Source organism: Roseiterribacter gracilis (assembly GCA_018332375.1).
Classification (GTDB): domain Bacteria; phylum Pseudomonadota; class Alphaproteobacteria; order BOG-932; family Roseiterribacteraceae; genus Roseiterribacter; species Roseiterribacter gracilis.
The window spans coordinates 3,419,885-3,444,444 of record BOPV01000001.1 but is presented as its reverse complement, the minus strand read 5'-3'; the positions used below and the strand labels follow the sequence as shown (position 1 = coordinate 3,444,444).

The 24,560-nt window shown below is 63.1% G+C and carries 18 protein-coding genes; 6 read left to right on the top strand and 12 right to left on the bottom strand.

Annotated elements, in window-relative coordinates:
- Positions 1 to 84 precede the first annotated feature (84 nt).
- Positions 85 to 1,170: a LacI family DNA-binding transcriptional regulator gene (locus tag TMPK1_RS17180; protein ID WP_420244543.1), complete on the top strand. Its 1,086-nt coding sequence runs from the start codon at positions 85 to 87 to the stop codon at positions 1,168 to 1,170.
- Here TMPK1_RS17180 and TMPK1_RS17175 read toward each other — a convergent pair.
- The 8 genes from TMPK1_RS17175 to TMPK1_RS17140 form a co-directional block, all read right to left on the bottom strand.
- Positions 1,141 to 2,295, bottom strand: a complete 1,155-nt coding sequence (locus TMPK1_RS17175; RefSeq protein ID WP_420244542.1) for an SGNH/GDSL hydrolase family protein — start codon at positions 2,293 to 2,295, stop codon at positions 1,141 to 1,143. The genes TMPK1_RS17180 and TMPK1_RS17175 overlap by 30 nt on opposite strands.
- Positions 2,292 to 3,206, bottom strand: a complete 915-nt coding sequence (locus TMPK1_RS17170) for a polysaccharide deacetylase family protein (RefSeq protein ID WP_420244540.1) — start codon at positions 3,204 to 3,206, stop codon at positions 2,292 to 2,294. The genes TMPK1_RS17175 and TMPK1_RS17170 overlap by 4 nt, the downstream gene beginning before the upstream one ends.
- Complete coding sequence (locus TMPK1_RS17165; protein ID WP_420244539.1) at positions 3,203 to 6,058, bottom strand: glycosyl hydrolase 115 family protein; 2,856 nt, start codon at positions 6,056 to 6,058, stop codon at positions 3,203 to 3,205. The genes TMPK1_RS17170 and TMPK1_RS17165 overlap by 4 nt, the downstream gene beginning before the upstream one ends.
- On the bottom strand, positions 6,055 to 7,167 hold the full coding sequence (locus TMPK1_RS17160) for an endo-1,4-beta-xylanase (RefSeq protein ID WP_420244537.1): 1,113 nt from the start codon (positions 7,165 to 7,167) through the stop codon (positions 6,055 to 6,057). Before TMPK1_RS17160 ends, TMPK1_RS17165 begins: the two co-directional genes overlap by 4 nt.
- Positions 7,167 to 9,521 (bottom strand): glycoside hydrolase family 3 N-terminal domain-containing protein, encoded by a 2,355-nt coding sequence (locus TMPK1_RS17155; protein WP_420244536.1) that lies wholly within the window; start codon positions 9,519 to 9,521, stop codon positions 7,167 to 7,169. Before TMPK1_RS17155 ends, TMPK1_RS17160 begins: the two co-directional genes overlap by 1 nt.
- Before the next feature lie 110 nt (positions 9,522 to 9,631).
- A complete protein-coding gene (locus TMPK1_RS17150) occupies positions 9,632 to 12,433 on the bottom strand; it encodes a TonB-dependent receptor (protein ID WP_420244535.1) in 2,802 nt (933 codons plus the stop codon).
- 303 nt (positions 12,434 to 12,736) lie between these two features.
- Entirely contained in the window at positions 12,737 to 13,942 is a 1,206-nt protein-coding gene (manD, locus tag TMPK1_RS17145) for a D-mannonate dehydratase ManD (RefSeq protein ID WP_420244534.1), read from the bottom strand.
- 13 nt (positions 13,943 to 13,955) lie between these two features.
- The gene (locus tag TMPK1_RS17140) at positions 13,956 to 14,681 is read right to left on the bottom strand and encodes a GntR family transcriptional regulator (RefSeq protein ID WP_420244532.1); all 726 of its coding nucleotides are present in this window, start codon (positions 14,679 to 14,681) and stop codon (positions 13,956 to 13,958) included.
- 131 nt (positions 14,682 to 14,812) lie between these two features.
- Between TMPK1_RS17140 and TMPK1_RS17135 the strand changes: the two genes are divergently transcribed.
- The 3 genes from TMPK1_RS17135 to TMPK1_RS17125 are packed head-to-tail and all read left to right on the top strand — an operon-like array spanning position 14,813 to position 19,588.
- Complete coding sequence (locus TMPK1_RS17135) at positions 14,813 to 15,286, top strand: MarR family winged helix-turn-helix transcriptional regulator (RefSeq protein WP_420244531.1); 474 nt, start codon at positions 14,813 to 14,815, stop codon at positions 15,284 to 15,286.
- Entirely contained in the window at positions 15,283 to 16,470 is a 1,188-nt protein-coding gene (locus TMPK1_RS17130; protein ID WP_420244529.1) for an efflux RND transporter periplasmic adaptor subunit, read from the top strand. The genes TMPK1_RS17135 and TMPK1_RS17130 overlap by 4 nt, the downstream gene beginning before the upstream one ends.
- 10 nt (positions 16,471 to 16,480) lie before the next feature.
- Positions 16,481 to 19,588: an efflux RND transporter permease subunit gene (locus TMPK1_RS17125; RefSeq protein WP_420244528.1), complete on the top strand. Its 3,108-nt coding sequence runs from the start codon at positions 16,481 to 16,483 to the stop codon at positions 19,586 to 19,588.
- Between the two features lie 15 nt (positions 19,589 to 19,603).
- Here TMPK1_RS17125 and TMPK1_RS17120 read toward each other — a convergent pair whose 3' ends face one another.
- Together TMPK1_RS17120 and TMPK1_RS17115 are read right to left on the bottom strand one after the other, a co-directional pair.
- Positions 19,604 to 20,161 (bottom strand): hypothetical protein, encoded by a 558-nt coding sequence (locus TMPK1_RS17120; protein WP_420244526.1) that lies wholly within the window; start codon positions 20,159 to 20,161, stop codon positions 19,604 to 19,606.
- A complete protein-coding gene (locus TMPK1_RS17115; RefSeq protein ID WP_420244525.1) occupies positions 20,158 to 21,036 on the bottom strand; it encodes a phosphotransferase family protein in 879 nt (292 codons plus the stop codon). The genes TMPK1_RS17120 and TMPK1_RS17115 overlap by 4 nt, the downstream gene beginning before the upstream one ends.
- Before the next feature lie 115 nt (positions 21,037 to 21,151).
- Here TMPK1_RS17115 and TMPK1_RS17110 point away from each other — a divergent pair, with 115 nt between their 5' ends.
- Positions 21,152 to 21,823, top strand: coding sequence for a hypothetical protein (locus TMPK1_RS17110; RefSeq protein ID WP_420244524.1), 672 nt, complete (start codon positions 21,152 to 21,154; stop codon positions 21,821 to 21,823).
- 78 nt (positions 21,824 to 21,901) lie between these two features.
- Positions 21,902 to 22,462 (top strand): hypothetical protein, encoded by a 561-nt coding sequence (locus tag TMPK1_RS17105; protein WP_420244523.1) that lies wholly within the window; start codon positions 21,902 to 21,904, stop codon positions 22,460 to 22,462.
- Positions 22,463 to 22,507: 45 nt separating this feature from the next.
- Here TMPK1_RS17105 and TMPK1_RS17100 read toward each other — a convergent pair whose 3' ends face one another.
- Together TMPK1_RS17100 and TMPK1_RS17095 are read right to left on the bottom strand one after the other, a co-directional pair.
- A complete protein-coding gene (locus TMPK1_RS17100; protein WP_420244521.1) occupies positions 22,508 to 23,422 on the bottom strand; it encodes a PstS family phosphate ABC transporter substrate-binding protein in 915 nt (304 codons plus the stop codon).
- Between the two features lie 49 nt (positions 23,423 to 23,471).
- The gene (locus TMPK1_RS17095; protein WP_420244519.1) at positions 23,472 to 24,539 is read right to left on the bottom strand and encodes a PstS family phosphate ABC transporter substrate-binding protein; all 1,068 of its coding nucleotides are present in this window, start codon (positions 24,537 to 24,539) and stop codon (positions 23,472 to 23,474) included.
- Positions 24,540 to 24,560: the final 21 nt, after the last annotated feature.

Below are 24,560 nucleotides of genomic sequence, written 5' to 3'. Positions count from 1 at the left end.
CGGGGCAAGCGGGTGGCTGCGTCGCATGCCCTTTGCGCGACATGGCGCGTAGTATCGCGGCTCGATTTGGGAGCGACTCCGAGCATGCAGCGCCAGCGTCGACGGAACTCAAGCGCGGTCACCATTCGCGAAGTGGCCGAGCTGGCGAAAGTGTCGGCGATGACCGTGTCGCGGGTCATCAACAACGAGACCAACGTCAACGAAAACACGCGCGCGTTGGTGCAGGCCGCGATCCAGCAGCTCAACTATTCGCCCAACCCGGCGGCGCGCAGCCTGGCCGGTTCGGAAATTTTCCGGATCGGGCTTTTGTACAGCAACCCATCCGTCGCGTATCTCAGCGAGTTCCTGGTCGGCGCGCTGGACGAAAGCAGCAAGACCGGTCACCAGATCGTGGTCGAACGGACCGCGCCCAACGGCGAACGCGCGGCGATTTCCAAAATGCTCAAAGGCGGCATCAGCGGCATCATTCTGCCGCCGCCTTTGTGCGAGTCGAAAACCGTGCTCGACGCGGTGCGCGAAGCCAATTTGCCGGCGGTCTGCGCGGCACCGGGCGAAGAAAGCACCGACATGGCGTCGGTACGGATCGACAATTACCGCGCCGCGCGCGACATCGCCGAATATCTGCTCTCGGTCGGCCATCGCCAGTTCGGATTCATCAAAGGCCATCCCAACCAGACCGTCAGCTCGATGCGCCTGAAAGGGCTGCAGGACGCGCTGCAAGCGGCGAAACTCGACCCCAGCGCGATCCAGCTCGAACAAGGCTATTTCGACTATCAATCGGGACTTGCCGCGGCCGAACATCTGCTGACCGCGTCGACGCGCCCGACCGCGATCTTTGCCGCCAACGACGATATGGCGGCGGCAACCTTGTCGGTCGCGCATCGTCTTGGCCTTACCGTGCCCGGCGACGTGTCGATCGCCGGCTTCGACGACACCTTGCTGGCAACCAATATCTGGCCGGCGCTGACCACGGTGCGTCAGCCGATTGCCGATATGGGGCGTGCCTCGGTCGATCTGCTGCTGGAAGAAATTCAACGACGGCGCAGTGAAAAGAAGACTGCACCGCGCCAGCTGTTGCTGCCCTACACGCTGGTGCAGCGTGAATCGACGGCGGCGCCGCATCGGACCGGGGGCCAAGCGTCACCGCGGCCCAAGCGCAAACAAGCGTAGATCGATCGCATCGCCGATCCGGCGATACCCGTCCACGTTCGGATGCAGATGATCGCCGCTGTCGAATTGCGGCGCGAGGCGTGACGGATCGGCCGGATCGCGCAGCGCCGCATCGAGATCGATCACCGCGTCGAACACGCCGCTGCTACGAATCCAATCGTTGAGCGCCTGTCGGTCGCGATCGTTGGCGACGGTGAAATATTGCGCGCCGCCATAGGGCAGGATGGTTGCCGCATAGATGCGCATGCCGCGTGCTTGCGCGCGGCGGGCCATCTGCAGATAAGCGCCACGCAACGCCGCCAGCGACGCGGGCTGCTCGCCATGTTCGTGCGCGGTTTCCCGCGTCCGGAAATCGTTGATCGCTTCGAACAGAATGACCCAGCGCGCACCGCTTTGCGCCAGCACGTCGCGATCGAAACGCGCCAGCGCGTTGGGGCCCAGCCCATCGCGCAACAGACGATTGCCGCCGATGCCGAGATTGAGCACGCCGACCTGCTGCGTCGTCTTGTTGGCTTGCAGCCGCCGCGCCAGAAAATCGGGCCAACGCGACGGCTGCCACGGCCGCAAGCCATAGCCGTCGGTAATTGAGTCGCCGAACGCAACCACCGCGGCGGCCGACGCGGGTGCAACCACGTCAATGCCATTGATGAAGTACCAGCGCTCGATCGGCCATTCCTGCGTCGTGCCTGCTGGCTGCACATAGGTGACGGTGCGCGAGCCGGGATGCGCGGTGATTTCCTTCGGCACCTCACCCAGACGCAAGGTGATCGCGACGTCGCGCAACGCAGGCACGGTCATCGCAATCGGATCGGACACGAGCAGCGCACCGGCAGGAATCGTCACTTGCGTTTCGCCACCGAACGTCACGTCGCGATCGCCGAGCTGCGCCGCCGCGATCGTCAGCGGCGTGGTGCCGACCAGATTCGACAGCCGCAGACGAAACTTCGTTCCACCCAGGCTCAATCGCACCGACTGCCGCACCGTCGCGCCGTTCAGATCTGCCGGCGGCAATGAATCGCCGGTGGCCCGCATCGGCGCGCTGGCCCAGCTGCCGACCCAATGTTCTTCCGCCGCAGCGGCGAAGCTCAGCAGGCACCCGACAAGAATGGCGGCGAGATGTTTCATGTGCACGTCTTCTCCAGCCGCTCGAAGAAGGCATTGTCGCGTCGTGGCAGTTCGATCTGCTTGGAGGCCGCGACCAGATCGGTGAATCGGCCGCCATATTTCGGCGTCTGGTCGGGATCGAGCAAATAGACGGGATCGCTTTGTGCCTCGTCCAGGCGGATCAAATGGGCACCACGCTGCTGCAGCAGGTCGAGCAGGCGCGGCAACATCACCGCTTCGAAGCCGCCGATATGCAGCAGCATCACATGTTTGATGTCGCGTCCGAACACTTTGCGCGCCGCGACTTCGCCGGCTTCGATCTGGGACTCGGCGCGTTCCATATAAAGCTGTTTCAACCCCTCGATCGCGGCCGTGTCGCCGCGCGCGACGCATCGCGCATAGGGTTCGTTGAAGGCATAGTCATCGAAATCGAGCGTCACCTCGGCGGTGCGATAGCCGCGTTGTTTCAGCGCCTGCGCAACTTCATGTCGTTTCGCCAGCGTGTCGCCCTCGCGCAAATAGGGATAGCGAAACCACTGCCAATCCTGCCCGCCCATAAAGACGTGCAGCGCCTTCTCGTTGGCGGCCACGTCCTGCAGAAACTCCGCCGCCGTGTGTTTGTGCAGGTCCATATGCGAGTAGCTGTGATTGGCGAGCGGGTAGCCGGCCTGGTGCCACAGCTCCAACACCTGCACGTCGGCCGGCACGTCGTCGATCTTCTTGCCGTTGATGAAGCCGTAGACATACGGCGCCTTGTGCGCCTGCAAGGTCGCAAGAACTGCTTTGGCGATGTCGACGCGGGTGACGCCGGGCGGCAACGGCCCGTGCGACGGCAGATCATCAAAGGTCAGTGCGACTTCCAATGGCGCAGCCTGCGCACTTGCCGCCAACAGCGGCAGCAGAACGACAAGACGGCGCAGCGCGGCAATCATCGAGCGACCCGCGCGCTTTCAGGCGGGCCGAGATAACTCGGACGAACCCCGCCCAAATCGACGACCAGTCTCTGCAACACGACGCCGGGATCGACCATCCAGAGTTTCAGCGTGTGGAATCCCGTGCCGCTGACCGTATGGGTGGAGCGCGGCTTGCGTGCATTGTCGCTGACCGCGCGCTGCCAGTCCTGCGCCGTGTTCGATGCCCAGATGTCGATCACTTGCGGCGTCTCATCGTCGAACGCAACCGCGTAGCGCAAGCCGCGGCCGGGCACGAACGGCAAAGTCGGGCCGACGATCGCTTCAACATCCACCTTGCCCGGATCGGTTAAGTACATCCGGTATTCCAAACGTGGTGCAGCGGCGGGCGGCAAAGCGCTTTCGGTCGTGGTCGGAAACACCGCCATGCCCGACAGCGTATGGCCGTAGTGATCGATCTTCTGCCAAGCGGCGGCGCCCGCATCTTCTTTGCGCGTGAAATGTTCAGCTTCGATCGCGACATAGCGATCGGCTTCAACGAAAGCGCCGTCCGGCGCGGATGGAATCGACGGATTGAACGCATGGACGCGCACCGTCACTGGCGCCATACCCGGGGTCGTGATCGTGACTGCGCCGCTGGACCGACCGGTCGGCGCCTTGCTTGCATCGAGGCGCACCCACAGGCGCAGATCTTTCTCGACCGTTCCGCGCGTCGTGCTGAGCGCGATCCACGGCTCGCTCGCGGTCGCGGTGAAATCGAACTTGCCGGCGCCTTTGTTGAACACGTCGATATAGCGACGTTGCTCGCCCAGCACGTTGAGATCGGGCAGAACGGGCGCACCCCAGGCACCGGGCCAGGATTGCGGCGCGCCTTCGACGGCGACGCCCATTTGCGGCTGCGCTGCAACCAGCAGCGACGACACAGCGGGCATCACATTCGCGGGCGGCTGCTGCCAATAGGTGTAGCCGATATGGGTCTGATCCATCATGTGGTTCCACTTGCCGTTGCCGAGCTTGTGGTACGCAGCGGTCAGATCCGCGTCGGCTTGGAACAGGGTGCGCACGCGCGCGGCCAAATCGTTGGTGCTGGCGCGGCCCTGCGCGGCGTAGAGCCGGTTGCGCGCCGCGGTGACATATAGCTCGGTCACGATCGACGCCGCTTTGGCAGGATGCAGCACCAGCTGAAAGAACGCGTCGCGCGCCGCGGGCGGCAGTGCGGCCGACACTTTCTCCGCGCGCGTGACCAGTGCCTGGTAATCGGCAACGACACGATCGGCTTCGCGGTAATTCAACTGGCTGAACGTCGACGGTTCCAGCAGCTCGGGTTTGCGGCGGCCAACATAGGTGCCGTAGGTGGTGACGATGTCGGCGATCTCGGTCGCGTGCGCCGCGCCGAATTCACGCTCGGCCCACAGGCGCGCGAACTCGCTGAGTTTTTCTTTCGGCCAGCGCTTCGGATCGCGCGCGAAATTCAGAAAAAAGTCGATCGGGAATTCCATCGGCTTCAAATCGCCGACATTCACGATCCAGATCCGATCGGCGCCATAGTCGAGCGCCTGGCTCATCTGTTCCCAGACTTTGGCGATCGGGTTGGTGTTGATCCATTTGTAGTTTCGTGGATCGCCGACATAGTCGAAATGGTAGTAGACGCCGGCACCGCCGCTGCGCTTGCGTTCCTCCGCCGTTGGCAGGCGCCGGATATTTCCCCAATTGTCGTCGCACCACAGCAGGGTCACGTCGTCGGGCACGCGCATGCCCTTTTCGTAATATTCCTGCACTTCTTTATAGAGCGCCCAGAGCTGCGGAATCTTGGTCAGATCCGGATTGACCTCTTCAGACAAAATCTTGCGCTGGTCGGCGACGATCTTTTGCAGCAGCGCGACATTGGCGTCTTCGCTCATCGGCTCGTCGCCGTCGCCGCGCATCGCCAAGGTGATGATGCTTTCGAGATCTTTGTTGCGACGCACGCCTTCGCGCCAGAAATCCTGCAGCACCTTCTCGTTCTTGGAATAATCCCACGGGCCTTTGCCGTGCCGTTTCCATTCCTGCTGCGCCCGCAACATCGGCTCGTGATGCGACGTGCCCATCACGATTCCATATTCATCCGCGATCTTGGGATTCAGTGGATCGTCTTCGTTGAAGGCGTTGGCCCACATTGCCGGCCACAGATAATTGCCTTTGAGCCGCAGGATCAGCTCGAAGACATGTTCGTAGAACTGATGGTTGAGGCCGCCGAACTTCTCTTGGGCCCAACCGGCCAGCGCGGGGGCCTCGTCGTTGAGAAAGATGCCGCGATATTTGACCGGTGACTCGCGCTCGACATGACGGCCGGCAACAACGAACAGCGCGTCGTGCTGCACGACCGGAACGTCGGCCCACCACGCCCAGGGCGAGACGCCGATCTGTTCGGCGAGATCGTAGATGCCGAACGTTGTGCCGCGCTTGTCGCTGCCCGCGATCACCAGCGCGCTCGCGACGCCCGGCAATGGGTTGGCGACCGTCTGGATGACAAACGCCTCCCACTTCCCCGCAACGTCGGTCACGTCGAGCTTGCCGTCGCGGATCAACTGATCGATCAGCGAGCTTTTGCCGATCGTGCCGATCAGGATCGGCGCACTGCCAAGCTCGCCGCGCCCCTGCACCAACTTCGGCGTCTGGCGCGTCACGCGCGCAATGTCGGTTTGCAGATTCTTCGCCGCGCGAACGACACCGGCAAAGTCGGCTAGATCGACGAAGATCGGCGCCACACTCTTGCCCTGCACGATGGCGAACGCGCCCGCACCCGGCACGAACGTCACGTAGCGATCCTGCCCCAGCGCAAAGGCCGTGCCGGACAACAGGCACAGGGCGACAATCAGCAAGCGCAGCATCATGGTTTCGCCTCCAGCCGCTTGGCCACGGCCAGCACTTCGTCATAGGCCGGCTTGCGCGCGCCGGCGCGGTCGAACAGCAGCGGATACGAGGTGCGACCGCGCACGGGCCAATCATTCAGCCACGAGTCACCGTCGGTGACGCCCCAGAAGGTCACGCGCCCGATCGTGCCGCGATATTTGGCGAAGATCGCAAACAGCTCGCCGTATTTCTCGGCCAGCTCGCGTTGCTTTGCGTCGGGCAGGCCGCTGCGATACGGGTTCAACGCGTCCGTGGCGGCGGCGCTCAACGTCACTTCGGCGGTGACTTCATCGGCAATGCGCGGCAGCGGGTCGATGTCGAGCTCGGTGATGTTCACCTGCAGGCCCAGCGAAGCGAACGCACGGATCGTCGCCTCCTGCTGCGCGCCCGACGGGTAGCGCAGATGGTCGTGCCCCTGCAGGCCAATCGCGGTGATCTTGACGCCGCGCGCCAGCAACCGCTGCATCAGACGCACCGCACCAGCGCGCTTGGCTTCGCGTTCGATCGAATAGTCGTTGTAGTAGAGCTCGGCCGACGGATCGGCTTCGCGCGCGAAGGCGAACGCTTGTTCGATATAGTCGTCGCCGATGATCCGTTGCCACGGCGACTTGCGCAACGTGCCGTCCTCGTCGAGCGCTTCGTTGACGACGTCCCAGCCCGCGATGCGGCCTTTGTAACGGCCGACGACCGTGTGGATATGTTCGCGCATCCGCGCCAGCAACGCATCGCGCGTCAACGGCGCGCCGCGTTCGTCCTGAAACACCCAGGACGGCGTCTGGTTGTGCCAGACAAGCGCGTGCCCGATTACCTGCATGCCCTGCTTTTCGCCGAACGCGACATAGCGGTCGGCGGCATCGAAGCGATATTCGGCCGGCCGCGGATGCACGCTTTCCCATTTGAGCGCGTTTTCGGGGCTGATCGAATTGAACTCGGCCGCGACGATCTTCAACGCGCGCTGGTCGCGTTCTTCGAACTGGCGCTGGTTCAGCGCGACGCCGATACGAAAGAGACCGTCATACGACTCCTTCAAGGTGGCTGCGCTCGCAAGGACGGGTGCCAGCACCAGCAGAAGGGCGACGGCCGCGCGCATTACTCGCTGACCGTCAGCACGGTTTTCTTGAGGTCGACGGAATTCGGCCCGACCAGAACATCGAAGGCGCCGGGTTCGACCACGCGCTTCATCTCCAGATTCCACATCTCGAGTTCGCGCGGCGAGAGTTTGAAGGTCAGCGTCTTCTGCTCGCCCGGCGCCAAGGTGACGCGTTGGAATCCTTTCAGCTCTTTGACCGGCCGTGTCACCGACGCGATCTGGTCGTGGACATAGAGCTGTACGACTTCGTCGCCGGCGCGCTTGCCCGTGTTGCGCACATCGACCGCAACATCGACCGATTCGCCTGCTTTGATCGTCGCCGCCGACAGGCGCGGCGCGCTGATGTCGAAGCTCGTATAGCTAAGCCCATGGCCGAACGGGAACAGCGGCGCGGTCGTGTCGAACAGATAACCGCGATGCGCGCTGGGCTTGTAGTTGTAGAACATCGGCAACTGCCCGACCGAACGCGGGATCGTGACCGGCAACTTGCCGCCGGGATTGACGTCGCCGAACAACATGTCGGCCGCGGCCGTGCCGCCTTCCTGACCGAGATACCAACCCTCGACCAGCGCGTTGGCACGCGCCGCGATGTCGACCACCGACAGCGGTCGCCCGTTGAGCAGCAGTACAACCACCGGCTTGTTCAGCGCGAACATCGCATTGGCGAGCGCCTGTTGTTCGCCGACGAGGTCGAGGCTGGGACGGTCGCCGAGATGTTTGACATCCCAGCCTTCGCGGCTGGTCTGTTCGGTGTCGCCGATCACCAATAGGATCGCGTCGGCACCGCGCGCAACTTTGACCGCTTCTTCGATCTTGCGCGCATTCTGTTTCGGATCGGCCAGCTTGACCTCGTCGGCCCACCAATCGTCGTTCTCGGTGATGCGCACGCCCTCGGCATGCACCAGCTTCACGCGATTGCCGAGCTTGGCGCGCAACCCGTCGAGCACAGTCACGGCCTGTCGCGGCTCACCCGAATAGCCACCCAAGCGTGCGACGGCTGCGTTCGGGCCGATCACGGCCAGGGTTTTCAGCTTCGCCGCATCGAACGGCAGCACGCCGTCATTCTTGAGCAGCGTGATCGCGCGCTGTGCCGTCTTCAACGCCAAGTCGCGCGCTTCTTTGTTGCCGGTCAGCGCGTCGGCGCTGTCCGCGTCGGCATACGGATTCTCGAACAGGCCGGCGAGAAATTTGATCTCGAGCAGGCGCCGCACCGCGTCGTCGATCTGGCTTTCCTGCACCCGGCCCGCTTTCACCAGCTCGGCCAGGTAGCGATAGGACTCGCCGTCGGGCAGGTCGCTGTCGACACCCGCACGCAGCGCGCGCACGGCGGCGGCGCGATTGTCGGGTTCGAGATGGTGGATTGTGACGAGCTGGTCGATCGCCGAATAGTCGCTGACCAGTGCGCCTTTGAATCCCCATTCGCCGCGCAGTACGTCGCGCAACAGCCAGCCATTGGCGTGCGACGGAACGCCGTCGATTTCATTGTAAGACGGCATCACCGCGCGAATGTTGGTGCGGCGTACGACTTGTTCGAACGGCGGAAAGAAATTCTCGCGCAGCGTACGCTGCGAGATCTGCGCCGGCCCGACATTGGTGCCGCTTTCCGGCTGCCCGTGGCCGGTCAGATGCTTCAACGTCGCAAAGACTTTGCCGGCGCCGAGCGGCAGTGCGTCGCCTTGCAGCCCGCGCACAGCGGCGACGCCCATTTCGGACACGAGATAGGGATCTTCGCCGAAGGTTTCTTCAATCCGGCCCCAGCGCGCGTCGCGCGCCACGTCGACGACCGGCGACAAGACGAGGTGGACGCCGCGAGCGCGGATCTCGCGCGCGATGACGCTGTCGACGGTTTGCAGCAGCGCCGGATCCCAGGTGCTGGCCAGCGCCATCGCCTGCGGGAAGTTGGTTGCGTCGACCGCGGCGTAGCCGTGCAGACCTTCTTCATGAAACAGAATCGGAATGCCGAGCCGCGTCTGCTCGACCGCGTATTTCTGCGCCGCATTCACCAGCGCAATCGTCTCACGCACATTGCGACCGGGGGCGGTACGCGGCGAGACCGGGCCTTTGCGGTCGGACGGGCGTGCGAACTGGCCGATCCCGTTGGGATAGACGGCGCGCGCCTTGGCAGGATCGAACTGCAGATTGGCGTCGAAAATGTCTTTCTTTTCGTTCCAGACGGTAAGGAGCTGCGCCACCTTCTCGTCGAGCGTCATGCGCTTGAGCAGGTCGGCGACGCGCGCCTCGACCGGCGCGGTTGCGTCTTTGTAGAGGGGCTTCTCTTGCGCCAGCGCCGTGCTGCTCAGTACGACGAGCGAAACCGCGATGGCGCGCAGCACGCGCCGACCGGACTCTTTCATGGCCTTCCCCCTGCGACTGCGCGCTTCTTCTTATCGGCCAACGCTACCGACGCGCTCGGCGCATTGGCAACCGCTGCGGCCCGGATGAGACGCAGCGGTTGGCCGATCGATCAGAACTTGCCGCGGACGCCGAAGATGAACTGGCGGCCGGGGTAGTAGACGCTATAGGCAGCGTTATCGTAGCCGAACGTGTTGCGGATACGTTCGTTGTTCAGATTGATGCCGTTGAAGGTGAGCTGGATGTTCTCCATCCACGGCAGCGTGTAGTTCACCGACATGTCGATCTGACCGTACGGGTCCGTGCGCAACGGCACGTTCACGTTGTTCTGCGGCGCCGTCGCGGTCACGCGGCCGTTGAGATAGTTGTAGGTGACGCGCAACGACACGCCGTAATTCTCGTAATACGCCCCGATATTGTAGGCGTATTTGGCGAGGCCGGTGGCGACGGCGGCGGTTCCCGTCGAGCTTTGGTCGATATGCGTATAGTTGCCGGTGAAGCCGAGGCCCTTGGTGATGAAATCAAGCGGCTGGTTCACCGTCAGTTCCAGACCGTTGAGATACAGAGTCTGACCGATATTCACCTGGGTGTTGACGCTGATCAGCGTGTTGACGCCCTGTCGGCCCAGCAGCGCGTCTTGCTGGATCTGCGCCAGGCTCGACAGCGGAATGCCGAGATCGCTGAACGGGCGGGTCACCTGCTGGTTCACAGTGAAACCGTTGATCGCCTTGTGGAAGAAGTTGACGGCGAGGTAGCCGGAACCACCGGTATAATATTCGAGGCCAATATCGGCGTTGTCGGAATAGTACGGCGCCAGATTCGGATTGCCCTGGTTGGCGACCTGCGCCGACGGATCGGAGAAGGTCGTGCCGGGCAGCATCTGGTTCGGGTTCGGACGCGTCATCGTGCGCGAACCGGCCAGACGAAGCACCACGTTCTTCCACAGGTCGACCGCCGCGTTGAAGGACGGCAGATACGCGTTGTAGCTCGTGTCCAGCGTTTGCGACGAGATCACGCCGTTGATGCTGATCGGACCGGTGATCGATTGCTGGGTGCGGATCGCGCGGACGCCGGCATTCATGCGGATATCGCGGTCGAAGAACTTTGCCACGCCGTTGATCTCGGCATAGCCCCCCAGATTCTTTTCGCGGATCGCGCCCGACGGCGTGTTGGTCGCCGACGACAGCACGAACGGTGCCGAGTCCGAGAAGAATTTGAGGTTCGTGGCGGCGTCGAGCTTGCCGTAGTTCGGCTGCACGAAGCGTGTATATCCCGGATTTTGACCCGATAGACCGAGCAGACCGTCGGCAGGTCCCGAGATCAGGAATTGCGACAGGCTGGAATTCGGCACTGCCGACTGGCCGAACGTATTGGCGGCCGTGCCGTTGTCGTACGCCTTGATGGTGCGCAGCGCGTCGTCATAGGCGACGCCGACTTTGATGTTGTCGCCGTTCTCGTCGCCAACCGTGCCGTCCCAATGTGTGCCGCGTGTCGTGGTCGAGCGGCGGACCGACTGCACGCGGATCGAATTCCACTGCCAGCCCAGATTGGGATTGTCGAGCGACTGGTTGGGCGTGACGATTGGGAAATCGGCCCCGGCAGGATTATCCAACGTCACCGCGAGACCGCTATTGAGCGGTGTGTTGAACAGGTACGAGTTGGCGACGCGGTGGAAATGCGAGAGGCCGTAATTCACCTGGCCTTGGATCTTCAGCCAGTCGTTCACCCACCAAGTACCGCCCGGGTTGACGTTGAAGAAGTCGACATCTTCGCTATATGGGCGCGCTTCGAGGAAGAACTGCGCGTTGGCCAGGGTGGCGTGCGTCACGACGTTGTTGGCGTCGACCTGCACGCCGATCGGAACCGTAAAGTTCGAATTGCGCTGCGCCAGATTCATATCGAGGCGGTTGAAATTTCGGTTCGCCTTCGCCCCCAGTATGTCGAGCGTGAATTGCAGCCGGTCGGTCGGTCGGAATTCGAGCGCGAGAACCGCCGACGCGCGATCGCGCGTGCCGTCAAGAATGGCGTTGCGCGCCAAGCGCGGCCAAAGCGAGTTGCTGAGCTGCTGCAGCGAGAGACCCGACGTCTGCACCAGATTGACGGGCGCACCGGGTGTTAGGCCTTGCCCTGCATTGGCCGGCACGGTCGTTGCGAAGCTGAATCCGACGCCCTGGCTGGTGTTGCAGCCGGCGCAGCTGATGGTCGGCGTGGTGTAGCCGATCGTCTCGAATCCGTCGGTGCGATAATGGACGTTGGCGCCCGCGACGCCGAGCAGCGCGCCGAATTTTTCGCCCCAGGTGTTGCTGACGATCATCGCGCCGCGCGGGCTGTATTTGCCCGAGGAATCGTTGTACTGGCCCTGCGCCACGACGTTGGCATGCATGCCGGGATTGTCGAAGGCGCGCGCGTTCCGCATGTCGACCGTGCCCGCAACACCGCCTTCGAGCTGATGCGCTGTCGGCGTCTTGCTGACTTCGAGCTTAGTGAACAGCTCGGTCGGAAACATGTCGAGATCGACTTCGCGGTTCGAGTTGCCCGAGTCGGTCGTGCCGTCCGACGCCACGGCGACCTGACTGCCGTTGAGCAGGATCTTGGTGAAGCTGGGGCCAAGACCGCGCACCGAAATCTGCACGCCTTCGCCGCTCGTATCGCGCGTCAGCTGCACGCCGGGAATGCGGTTGAGCGCTTCGGCGAGATTCAGATCGGGGAACTTGCCGATGTCTTCGGCATAAACCGAGTCAGTGAAGTTGGTGGCACGCCGTTTCGAATCTGCCGCGTCCTGCAAGGAGCGGCGAATGCCGGTCACGACGATTTCCTCAGGCGCTTGCTGCGCCTGTACGGGGGCGGCGATGAGGGTTGCTGCGCAAACGCTGCCGAGCAACGCCAGCTTCAGGCTGTTTTGAATCAGGTTCATCGCTTCGCCTCCCCGCGAAGTTGTCGGCTTTTTGCCGAACTTGGTCTGACCGATGTGATGAGGGTGCCGTTGCGCACCGAACCCGGCGCACAACCAAGCAAAGTCGCGTCCGCAATGGACGCTACGGTTCTCGGCGCATTCACTCCCCCTGCCGCCGGACCCTTGGTGGCCCGTGCTGCTTTGTCTTTTCGCGCTCCGTTTATGGTAGCGCTAACTTGTTAGCGCCATCTTCAATCCGCGAAACCGGGGGTGTCAACAGGAATTCAATCGATGTGACGCGGAAAAAAAGTGTGCCGAGAACCGTCACCAGTTCCACATCGTCCCATCGCGCAGACGGGCGACTGGCAGGTAGGCCGGTTGATACGGAAAGCGCGCCGCAAGCTTCTCGTCGATGTCAACGCCGTGCCCCGGCGTTTCGCCTGGATGCATGAAGCCGTCTTCGAAACGGTAGCTGTGCGGGAAGACCGCGTCGGTTTCATCCGCATGCGCCATGTATTCCTGCACGCCGAAATTCGGCACCCACAGATCAAAGTGCAGCGCAGCACCCATACAGACCGGCGACAGGTCGGTGGCGCCGTGCGAGCCGGTGCGCACCTGATACAGCGCCGCAAGGTCCGCAATCCGCCGCAGATGCGTAATGCCGCCGGCATGAACGACGGTGGTGCGGATATAGTCGATCAGCTGTTCTTCGATCAGCGACTTGCAGTCCCAGATCGTGTTGAACACTTCGCCGACCGCAAGCGGCGTCACCGTGTGCTGCCGAATAAGGCGAAACGCTTCCTGGTTTTCGGCCGGCGTCGGGTCTTCCATCCAGAATAGACGGAACGGCTCGAGCGACTTGCCGAGACGCGCTGCTTCGATCGGCGTCAGCCGGTGATGCACGTCATGCAGAAGATGCGGCGCGAATCCATATTTCGTACGCAGCGCGTCGAAGAGTTTCGGCGCGAAATCGAGATAGGCCTCCGTCGACCAGATGGTCTCCTGCGGCAGACCTTTGGTCGCCGGCTCGTAGCTTTTCCCTTTGCCGATTCCGTACACGCCGTCGAGACCGGGAATGCCCGATTGCGCGCGCACCGCCTTGTAGCCCATCTCGAGATAGGCGCCGACACGATCGACGGTTTCTGCAATGTCGGCGCCGTTGGCGTGGCCATACACCATCACGCCTTCGCGACTCCGCCCGCCCAGCAATTGATACAAAGGCAGGCCTGCCGCCTTCGCCTTGATGTCCCACAAAGCCGTATCAACAGCCGCGATTGCCGACATGGTGACGGGGCCACGGCGCCAATAGGCACCGCGATAGAGATACTGCCAGATGTCTTCGATCTGGTGCGCATCGCGCCCGATCAGGCACGGAATGACGTGATCGGACAGGTACGACGCAACCGCTAGTTCGCGGCCGTTGAGCGTTGCGTCGCCGATTCCGTACAGGCCCTGATCGGTCACGATTTTGAGCGTAACGAAATTGCGGCCGGGACAGGTGACGATGACCGAGGCGCCGGTGATTTTCATGGTGACTGGAACTTCATCGGAGGTTGGCCGGCGTGTCGTCGGTAAACAGGTCGGGAAAACGCGTCGCGAGTTCGGGCAGCGACGTCAGGATCTCGCGCAGATGCAGCCGCACCGCCGACTCGGCGGCCTCGACGTCGCGCGCCTCGATCGCATCGACGATCGCCACGTGCTGCGCGATCAGGCGCGGGACCGGCGTCGCGTCGGCGAGGCTCAGATAGCGCACGCGATCCATCTGCGCCTTGGTGTCTTCGACGACGCGCCAGGCATGTTCGCAGCCAACCTGCAGCGCGATGGTACGGTGAAAGGCTTCGTCGAGATCGAGAAACCGACCGGGATCTTTGTCGGCTGCCGCCGCGGTCTGTTCGTCCAAATTGCTGCGCAGCAGCGTGATGTCGGCGGCTTTCAGCTCGGCGACCGCGCGGCGCACGACCGCCAGCTCCAGCGCTTCCCGGACAAAGCGCGCGTCGAACACTTGCCGAACCGAAATCTTGACCACGAACGTGCCGCGTTGCGGCCGGATCGAAACCAGCCCCGCTTCGCGCAGCTTGATGAAGGCCTCGCGCACCGGCTGCCGGCTGACGCCGAGTTGATCGGCGACGTCCTGCTCGGACACGGCTTCGCCCGGACGAATCCGCATCGTCACGATCGCGGTGCGCAATTCGCGGAACACGCGGCGCGCGATCGGCTCGTCGAGGCCGGCTTCGATGCGGGAAAGAACGCGGTCTCGTTGCGGCGGCAAATCCGGATGTCCGACGGCGGCAGGGGCGCCCTGCCTAGCATTTCCCCATACTACCATACCAGTCGCCGCTTACATTCCGTTGCCCGATCGCCGCTAGGGATTATTCGCTAAGCGAACTATCTTCGCCGCAGATGCACGCACCTGCTACGCCGCCGCCGCTGGCCCGGGATCTGGGTTTTCGGCTGTTCGATTTGTCCCGTGCGCTTCGTCGCCGCTTTCTGGCTTTGGCCAAAACCGACGGAACGGCCCTGTCGCGCGTCGACTTCCAGGCGCTGTTTCACATCGAGCGCAATGAAGGGCTGAGCCAGACACGGCTGGCTCAGCTCCTGGAAATTGAACCGGTCACGCTGGTGAAACAGCTCGACCGGCTGCAACAGGCGGGCCTGATCGAGCGCCGCGATCATCCAAGCGACCGGCGCGCCCATGCGCTGTATCTCACCGACGCCGCCGCCCCGCTGCTCGATCGCATGCACGCGATCGGTCAGCGCGTACATGAAGAAGCGTTGGCCGAATTGAATCCCGATGAACAGGCGATACTGAGCCGGCTGCTGTTGCGCGTACGCGAAACGATTCATCAGACGCCGGATGTGGAAGGGTCGTTGTGAAAAATCGCAATCTCATTCTTGGTTCTGTTGCCGCGCTGCTGCTGGTTGTAGTCGTGTACGCAGTCGCAGCACCGCCGCGCGAAACCAACGCTGCACGCGGTGCCACCGGCAACGCCAACGCACCGGAAGTCGCGGTCGCGATCGCGCGAGTCGAAGCAGCGTCGATCTATATCCGTTCGGTCGGCACGGTGCGTCCAATCAAGTCGGTGCAGATTCTGCCGTTGGTGGACGGGCCGATCATGCGCGTCGCCTTTACCGACGGGCAGATGCTGAATGCCGGCGACGTGTTGTTCGAGATCGATGCGCGTCCGTACCAGGCGGCGCTGGCACAGGCTGAAGGCCAGCTAGCGCGCGATCAAGCCGACCTTGAATCAGCCAGCCGCGATCTGGCGCGCACCGAACAGCTGAACAAGAACGGCTATGCGACGGGCCAGGCGCTGGACCAGCAGAAGAGTCGCGTCGGTCAGTTGAATGCTGCGCTCAAAACCGACCAGGGCAAGATCGCGCAGACCAAGATCGATCTCGACCGCACCACAATCCGCGCACCGATCGCAGGTCGCGTCAGCCTGGCTGCCGTTACCGAAGGCAATGTCGTGCGCGCCAGCCAGACGGTTGCGCTGACCTCGATCAACCTGCTGGCGCCGATCGAAGTGCAGTTCACCGTGCCGCAAGAACGGCTGCCAGACGTGCAGGCGCGCATGCAGCAGCAAAAGCCGCTGCTCGTGCACACGTCGAACTCCGAGAACACGCTGCGTCTTGCCGACGGCACGCTGACCTTTATGGACAACCGCGTCGATCCGACCACCGGAACGGTGCAGATGAAAGCGCGCTTCGACAATGTCGACGGCAAATTGTGGCCGGGCCAGTTCGTCAATGTCGAGTTGGAACTGGATCGAAATCCGCAGGCTATCGTCGTCGACTCGCGGGCCATCCAGACCGGCCCGGACGGACGCTACGTCTTCATCGTCAATGCCGATGACACGGTCGAAGCACGCAAGGTGAAGCTGGCGGTGCTGGAAGACAAAACCGCCATCGTCAGCGAAGGGCTGGTTGGCGGCGAACGTCTGGTCATCGACGGGCAATTGAAGATCCAGCCCAAAGGCAAAGTCCGCGTGCGCGGTGCGAGCGGCGCCATGCAAGTCAACGAAACCACGCCGGGCAACGCTGCCGCGACGGTCCGGTGAGGACCCTGCGATGAGCATTTCGACCGCCTTCATCACGCGTCCGATCGCGACGACTTTGCTGACGATGGGGCTGCTGATTTTCGGCAGCGCCGCGTTCTTCCTGCTGCCGGTCGCAGCGTTGCCCGAAGTCGAATTTCCGACCATCCAGATTTCCGCCAACCTGCCCGGTGCATCGCCGGAGACGATGGCGAATTCGGTGGCGTCGCCGCTGGAACGGCAGTTGGCGACGATTCAAGGCGTGTCGCAGATCACCTCGACCAGCTCGACCGGATCGACGCAGGTCACGGTGCAGTTCGTGTTGAATCGCAGCATTGATGCAGCAGCGCAGGATGTGTCCGCCGCGATCAACGCGGCGCGCGGACGCCTGCCCGCCGATCTGCCCGACCCGCCGCAATATAAGAAGGTCAATCCTGCCGATACGCCGGTGCTGCTCTACGGGCTGACCAGCGAATATCTGCCCGACTACGAAGTTTCAAAATACGCCGACATTCTGGCGCAGCAATTGTCGACGCAGCCGGGCGTGAGCCAGGTGACGATCGGCGGCGAGCAGAAATTTGCGGTGCGCGTTGACGTCAATCCGACCGCGCTCGCTGCGCGCGGCATCGGCATCGACGAAGTCGCCAGCGCGATCACCGCAACCAATCTCAACCGGCCCAAAGGCCAGTTACAGGGCGCGACCAAAGCGTTCCAGCTTGACGCCAACGACCAGCTAACCGACGCGAAACAATTCGCCGACGTGCTGATCACCTACCGCAATGGCGCGCCGGTCAAAGTGTCGGACGTCGCGCGCGTCTATGACGGCGTCGAGAACGACAAGGTGCGCGGCTATTTCAACGGCCGTCCCGGCATTCTGCTGCTGATCACGCGCCAGACCGGCGCCAATGTGGTCGAGACGGTCGACGCGATCAAAGCGCGCATGCCGTCCTTGATCGCAACGGTTCCACCGACCATCGAATTCGGCCTGATTGCCGACCGATCCTTGTCGGTGCGCTCCGCGATCCATGAAGTCGAGATCACGCTGCTGATCACCATCGCGCTGGTGATCGTCACGATCCTTCTGTTCTTGCGCAATATCACCGCCACCATCATTCCCGCGACTGCCGTGCCGCTGTCGTTGGTCGGTACGTTTGCGGTCATGTATGTGTGCGGCTTCAGCCTCAACAATTTGACGCTGATGGGGCTGGCGATCGCGGTCGGGCTGGTGGTCGACGACGCGATCGTGATGCTGGAAAACATCGTGCGCTACGTCGAGCATGGCGAGAAGCCGTATGACGCGGCGCTGAAAGGTGCCAGCGAGATCGGCTTCACCATCGTGTCGATCACGGTGTCGCTGATCGCGGTCTTTATCCCGCTTCTGTTCCTGGGCGGCATCGTCGGACGCCTGTTCCGTGAATTCGGCGTCACCGTCACCGCGTCGCTGCTGGTGTCGATGGTCGTGTCGCTGACCCTGACGCCGATGCTGGCGTCGCGCTTCATCAAACCTGAAAAACCCGAAGCCGAACGCGGCCGCTTGTTCAAAATTTCCGAACACGCCTTCAACTCGACGCTCGATTTTTATCGGCGCACCTTGGGCTGGGTGTTGCGCCACCAGTTCCTGACCCTGATGACGACGCTGGCCATTATGGCGCTCACGGTCACGCTCTATATCGTGCTGCCAAAAGGCTTCATTCCGCAGGAAGACACCGGCACGATTTTCGCGCAAACCGAAGCGGCGCCCGACGTGTCGTTCAAGGAAATGTCGGCGCTGATGCAGCGCGTATCGCAGATCACGATGACCGATCCCGACATTGACGGCGGCGGCGCCTTCGTGGGTTCGGCCGGCGGTTCGTCGAATACCGGCCGCATGTTCGTCAGTTTGAAAAACCGCAATCTGCGCACCCGCAGCGCCGATCAGATCATCGCCGACCTGCGCCCCAAATTCGCGCAAATCCAGGGGCTGAAAGTCTATCTGCAATCGGTGCAGAGCATCCGCATCGGCGGCCGCCCGTCGCGCACGCAGTATCAATACACGCTGCAATCGATCGACGGCGACTCGCTGCGCCAATGGGCGCCCAAGATCGAAGCCGAATTGCGCAAGGTGAAAGGCGTCGAAGACGTCGCATCGGATCTGCAGGCGACCAGCCCGCGCTATCGCATCGAAATCGACCGCGTGCAGGCGGCGCGTCTGGGCATCTCAACCGACCTCGTCGACGCCGCGTTGTACAGCGCCTATGGCGACCGGTTCGTGTCGACGATCTTCACCGACCTCGACCAGTACCGCGTCGTGATGGGCGTGCAGGATCAATTCCAGGCCGACGAAACCGCGCTGAGCCAACTCTATGTCCGGTCGCGGACCAGCGATCTGGTGCCGTTGTCGAGTTTCGTGCGCATCAAGCCGACCACGGCTGCATTGTCGGTCAATCACTCGGCGCAATTTCCGTCGGTGACCTTGTCGTTCAACCTGTCGCCCGGCGTCGCGCTGGGACAGGTCGTGCCGACGATCCAGGATATTCCCGGCAAGATCGGTGCGCCGCAAACAATCAGCGCGCGCTTTGAAGGCACGGCGCAGGAATTCCAGAACTCGCTGAAGTCGCAGCCGATCCTGATCGGCGTCGCCATCATCGCGGTCTATATCGTGCTGGGCGTTCTGTATGAGAGCTTCGTGCATCCGATCACGATTCTCTCGACCATTCCGTCGGCGGGTCTCGGTGCGTTGCTGGGGCTTGCGATCACCGGCAAGGAACTGTCAGTGGTTGCGATCATCGGCATCATCATGCTGATCGGCATCGTGAAGAAGAACGCGATTATGATGGTCGACTTCGCGATCGAAGCCGAACGCGGCGGCAAGAAACCCGAAGATGCGATCTTCGAAGCCTGCATGCTGCGATTCCGCCCGATCATGATGACCAGCTTCGCCGCCATTCTGGGCGGCGTGCCGCTGGCGCTCAGCCGAGGTTACGGCGCCGAGCTACGCGTTCCGCTGGGCGTTGCGATCGTCGGCGGTTTGTTGGTCAGCCAGATTCTAACGCTCTACACGACGCCGGTCGTCTATCTCTATCTCGACCGGTTCCAAAGCTGGGCCGCGCGCAAGATCGCCAAGCGCAAGCACCGCCACGGCGATCTGCAGCCCGCGGAGTGATTCCTTCGGCCAGATCTATTTGGGGGCGTCGCCAACGCGTCGCAGAGTCATGTCGAGAAACACGACCGGCTTGCCATCACCGGTCCATGACTCGCCGATTTCGTGCCAACGGGAATCATTGTCGCGCGTGATGGTGAAACGCACGCGGCGATCATTGTTGGGCGGCAGCTCCCAGACCAACTTCTTGTCGCTGACCTGCGGCACGACGTCGACGCTCGCGCCGTCGGACTTGAACGCCTGCCAGCGATAGGCGCTGGTCGCTGCGTTCCAGTTCACGACTGCAAACGCGGCGTGCTCGACCTTGCCTTTGTTGTCGGCGTCAGCCCCAAGCCCCTTGCCGTCAACGACCAGCACGGTTTCGCCGGCCCCCATGCGCGCAATTTCGCGCTGCCGGAAATTACGGCGTTGCGGCCCCATCAGAATCCAGCCTTCGCCTTCCCAGACGCCGGTCAGAAAATCGAGCGCCTGCATTTTCGTACGCGCCACGTTTTCACGCGGTGCGGCTTCCTGCGCCTGCGCCGACAGCGAGACAGCGAGCAGCGCAAAGGCTGCAACCAGCGTCCGTCGTTTCATGTTTCGTCCCCCCAAGCTTTGGCCCCGCCGAGATGCCACAAAAGCGGTGTCGGTTCGCGCGCTGCGACACCGCGCGCGGCCCAATCAAGTTCGAACAAAGCAGCCAGTGCGATGGCGCGCGGCAGCAACTCGGCGGCGCGCGGATGTACGCGGCGAATCGCAGCCAAGGCACGCTGCCCGTAATTCCAAGCCAGCTGCGCCAGGTCGAGCGCGGGATCGCCGATGCCGGACCAGCCCCAATCGATCAAACCGGTGAGCACGCCCGCGGCCGGATCCCACAACACATGTTCGGGATGCAGGTCGGCATGCGTCGCGCACAGCCGTTCGTTCGCATCAACCGCTTCTGCCGCCGCGGCGAGCGCGCGTTCCGCATCGCGCCGGGCGCCCATCGGCAGCAACGGCAATACGTGTTGCGTTACGCGCGTATCGATGTCTTTGACCCAGACCGCATCTGCGACCTGGGCCGCGCGCGGCAAACCGTCCGACGGCAAAGCGTGCAACGTCGCGAGCGCACCGACCAGTTGATCGAGCAGCGATGCGCCGAGCGCCGGCGGCAGGTCGCGTAGCACGCTCCAGCCTAAAGCTTCGCCGGTGAGATATTCGAGCAGCACCACGTCGCCTTCGACCTTGAGCACGCGCGGCACGCGAATACCGAGCTTGCCGTTGGCGCGCGTCAGCAACGCCACTTCGCGCGCCGCGTCGGCATGGCCTTCGGGCGCGCGCGGGATGCGCGCCACATATTGTTCGTCGGCAACGATGATGCGGTTGACCGAACCGTCTTCGATGGCGCGCAGCGTGCGTGGCGTCGATGGAAGCACCAGCGCCAGCCGCGCGCGCAAAGCCGCATCGATCGTGTCGGAGGCAGAAGTCGGCATGGCAGCCTGAATCGAAGAGTGCGGCACGGATCGACCATGCCGGCCCGCGGGTCGGACCTCAAGCGGGGTCCAGACCGTGCTTGTCGCCCGCAAGGTGGGGCGCCAAACTTGCCGCATGATCCGACCACTCTTTGCCCTTGCGCTCAGCCTTACCCTGCTGGCCGCCCCCGCGCGTGCCGATGACGCCAGCGACAAGACGCTCGCGGCGCTGGAACAGCGCCTGATCGCGGCCGGCGCAGTGCGGTTTCTGGTTGAGATCAAAAATGAAGGTCTGAACCCGGCCGAGCTCAAAGGCGAATACGATGTGCGCCAGGGCAACCGGACGTTCCTGCGCGCGACCGGCAAGTTCCGCGACGAGCCGCTCGACCTCACGCTCCGCAGCGACCAGGACAAGTTGGACGGCAAGGTCAACGGCACCAGCTTCAGCGCCAAGACGCCGTTGCAATTGAGCGAAAGCCTGTTGGTGAAATTGGTGCGGATGGGCGTGCTGCACACATTCGCGGTGATCAGCGCCAAACGCCCGCCCGACCTCGCCGAGGGCGACGTGCGTCGCGTGCTGGAAATACGCAACGCCCGTCGCGGCGGAGCTGACAAAATGTTGGGCGATCGCATCACGCGACCGATCAGCTTCACCTTGGTGGTGAGCGGCCAGGCCGTCGGTGAAGCGACGCTGTGGCTGGACCTTGCGTCAGGCCTGCCGGTGCGCCGCGAACAGAAGGTCAAATTGGGCGACCAGGGCGAGATGACGCTCGTCGAGCGCTACGAGAAGTTCGAACTCGGTCGCTGACAGGTCCAATTCAGATTCGGTGTCTACCGTCTCGTGCAAACGCGCGCCGACGCGCGCGTGACTTTCGGGAGGCACAGAATGCGTTCGTTCGACAAGCATGCATTGCAGGGATTGTTTGCCGCCGGCCTGTTGCTGGTTTCGGCAAGCGCCTGGGCCCAGGACGCGATCCCGCGTGCGGCCTCGACGCCCAACACACCCAAAAACTGGGTCGGGCCGACGAAGAAAATTCAAGCGCAGCAGATGATCGATGAGCTGATCGCCAAACACCCTGAGGTGGTCAGCATCACGATGCACGGCAGCCCGCCGGGCCAGACGGAAACCTTCACGATGTTTGCCGGATCGTTCCCCGATCGCATCGGCAATCAATCCTCGCCGGGCGACGTGATCACCATCAAGAAGGCCGTCACGCAGGTCGAATCCAAATGGGGTTCGCCCGACTGGAAGCAGAAGGTTTCGATCGTGCTGCCGCTCAAGGATGCGGCTGGCACGTATCTGCCCGCAGCGATGGTGGTCGCGTTCAAGACGTCCCCGGACGACAAGCGCAAGGACACGGACTTCCTGGCGCCGGGTCTGGCCATTCGCGACGGGCTGCAGCCGCGCATCGCCACGCTCGACGCGCTGTTCGCGCCGGCGAAGTGATCGACCGGCCGGCCTCACCCGACCAAGGTCGAGAGGCCGGCCGCTTTATTCGAGAAGCGCGCGCGCGGACGCGGCTTCGGCTGGCGGTAATGGCAGAAACCGCGTCCGATCGTCGGCAAGAAGACTCTGCCCCTTCGCGCTGAGCACGAAGCGCAAAAAACTTTGCAACGGCGGTGACAGCGGCGCGCCGGGCCGCCGGTGCACGATCAGATAAATATGCCGCCGCAGCGGATAGACGCCGCGCGTAACCTCTTCCGGCGTACCGCGATAAAATGGACCGGCGTCGCTGTCGCCGATCGCGACACTCTTGGCGCCGGCAACGGCAAAGCCGAATCCGCTATAGCCGATCCCATCCGGATCTTCGGCGACACGCCGCGGAATTGCTTCCAGCGCGCCTTCGCCCGGCCGATCGACCTGTTCGCGCGCGTCATCGCGAAAGGCGGCACCATGCAGCACGCGCTGCTGCAGGAAATTCACGATGCCAGGCGGATTTCCCGTCTCGCGCCGATGCAACATGCCGTAGAGATGAATCGGGTGGGTCGCGAACGCACCCTCGACACCGAGTTCGCCCCAATAGCGCGCACCGGCAAACACCGAAGCGAGCTGTGCGAGGCTGATCCGGTTCAGCGGATTGCCGGCGTTGACGTAGATCGCAATCGCATGCGTCCCGCCCTTTGTCGCGTAGCTTCCGCCCGCCACCGGAATCACCAGCGGCGCGTAGCCGTATTTGCGCTCGAACGCGGCGCTCTCGGCAGGAAACAGCTCGCGCACGAAAAGCGCACAATCGATCTTCTCGTCGAGCAGCAGCGCGAACCCGTCGGCAGCCAGCTTGGCGTCGTCGCGTATCTGAACCCGCACCGACGGGCGACGCGCGTGAAACGCATTCGCCCAGCTTTGCGCCAGCGGTTGCATCGTATCGCCGCCGGCGCAGACGAGATCGTCGCCTGCGACCGCCGGCATGCAACAGAGCAGCGAGGCACAGAGCAGGGCTGCGCCTCGCCGCATCGATTTACGCAAGCTTGGCGCGTTCTTCCCGCACCGTCTCTGCGGTTAGCGGAATGTAGACACCTTCCTTGGCGACGACGTCCTGCCCCTGCTTGCTCAACACCAGCGAAAGAAACTCTTTCACTTTCGGCGGCAACGGCTGGCCGGGCGGACGATTGACGAAGATGTAGATGTAGCGGCTCAACGGATAGCGATGCGGATAGACGGTTTCGACCGTCGGCATCACGAAGGGCTCACCTTCCTTGTAGGCGAGTGGCACGACTTTCACGTTCGGCGTTACGTTGGCGAGCAGCGCATAGGTCAAGCCGCCCGGTTTCGACGCCATGTCTTCTGCCGCGACGGTAAAGGCATGCGTGAAGCCCTTGCCCTTCACGAACTCGATTCCGTCGCGATAGTCGCCGCCCTGCATCACGACCTGTTTGAAGAACCACTCGATCCCGTTGGGATGTTTGAGACCGTAGAGATGAATCGGTCGGTCGGCCCATTCGCCCGTCAAACCCAGATCGCCCCATTTGGTGACGTCGCGATAGCCGCGCTTGCGCGTCTTGGAATAGATCGCGTCGAGCTGCGCCAATGTCAGACCCTGAATCGGATTGTTCTTGTCGACGAGAATCACGCTCGATGCGGTCTTGCCCAGCGATCCCACGCTGCCGGTCGCGACTTTGAACGCCAGCGGCGCGTAGCCGAACTTGTCGGTGAAGGCTTTTTCCTCGGCCGGCAGCAATTCGCGACCGACCGGCGCCAGATGCGCGCTGCCATCGACCAGCGCCGGTGCGCCGGCGCCCGACGCACGCGCCTGCATCGTGACGCTGAGCTTGGGATAGGCCTGGCGCATCAATTTGCACCAGCCCAGCGTGATCTCGTCCATCACGTCAGCGCCGACAAGATTCAATTCTTCTTCGGGTTCGACCGAAACGGGGCCGGGCGTCCAGCTCACCATCTTGGGGTCGACTTTGAGATGATGTTCGGTCGCCGCGTATTTCAGCGCGCGCGCGGGCGTCGCGATCAACGCCGCCGAACCCGCCGCAGCCGCCATCGCCGCACGGCGAGAAAAGAAAAGATCAGCGCTCATGTCGCACCTGCACCCTGTTCG

Excerpts from the sequence above, each read along its gene's own strand:
- TMPK1_RS17175 (WP_420244542.1), bottom strand. The coding sequence starts at position 2,295 with ATGAAACATCTCGCCGCCATTCTTGTCGGGTGCCTGCTGAGCTTCGCC.
- TMPK1_RS17155 (WP_420244536.1), bottom strand. The coding sequence starts at position 9,521 with ATGAAAGAGTCCGGTCGGCGCGTGCTGCGCGCCATCGCGGTTTCGCTC.
- TMPK1_RS17120 (WP_420244526.1), bottom strand. The coding sequence starts at position 20,161 with ATGAAACGACGGACGCTGGTTGCAGCCTTTGCGCTGCTCGCTGTCTCG.
- TMPK1_RS17160 (WP_420244537.1), bottom strand. The coding sequence starts at position 7,167 with ATGCGCGCGGCCGTCGCCCTTCTGCTGGTGCTGGCACCCGTCCTTGCG.
- TMPK1_RS17150 (WP_420244535.1), bottom strand. The coding sequence starts at position 12,433 with ATGAACCTGATTCAAAACAGCCTGAAGCTGGCGTTGCTCGGCAGCGTT.
- TMPK1_RS17105 (WP_420244523.1), top strand. The coding sequence starts at position 21,902 with ATGCGTTCGTTCGACAAGCATGCATTGCAGGGATTGTTTGCCGCCGGC.
- TMPK1_RS17170 (WP_420244540.1), bottom strand. The coding sequence starts at position 3,206 with ATGATTGCCGCGCTGCGCCGTCTTGTCGTTCTGCTGCCGCTGTTGGCG.
- TMPK1_RS17095 (WP_420244519.1), bottom strand. The coding sequence starts at position 24,539 with ATGAGCGCTGATCTTTTCTTTTCTCGCCGTGCGGCGATGGCGGCTGCG.
- TMPK1_RS17125 (WP_420244528.1), top strand. The coding sequence starts at position 16,481 with ATGAGCATTTCGACCGCCTTCATCACGCGTCCGATCGCGACGACTTTG.
- TMPK1_RS17135 (WP_420244531.1), top strand. The coding sequence starts at position 14,813 with ATGCACGCACCTGCTACGCCGCCGCCGCTGGCCCGGGATCTGGGTTTT.
- TMPK1_RS17165 (WP_420244539.1), bottom strand. The coding sequence starts at position 6,058 with ATGATGCTGCGCTTGCTGATTGTCGCCCTGTGCCTGTTGTCCGGCACG.
- TMPK1_RS17180 (WP_420244543.1), top strand. The coding sequence starts at position 85 with ATGCAGCGCCAGCGTCGACGGAACTCAAGCGCGGTCACCATTCGCGAA.
- TMPK1_RS17110 (WP_420244524.1), top strand. The coding sequence starts at position 21,152 with ATGATCCGACCACTCTTTGCCCTTGCGCTCAGCCTTACCCTGCTGGCC.
- manD (WP_420244534.1), bottom strand. The coding sequence starts at position 13,942 with ATGAAAATCACCGGCGCCTCGGTCATCGTCACCTGTCCCGGCCGCAAT.
- TMPK1_RS17100 (WP_420244521.1), bottom strand. The coding sequence starts at position 23,422 with ATGCCGGCGGTCGCAGGCGACGATCTCGTCTGCGCCGGCGGCGATACG.
- TMPK1_RS17115 (WP_420244525.1), bottom strand. The coding sequence starts at position 21,036 with ATGCCGACTTCTGCCTCCGACACGATCGATGCGGCTTTGCGCGCGCGG.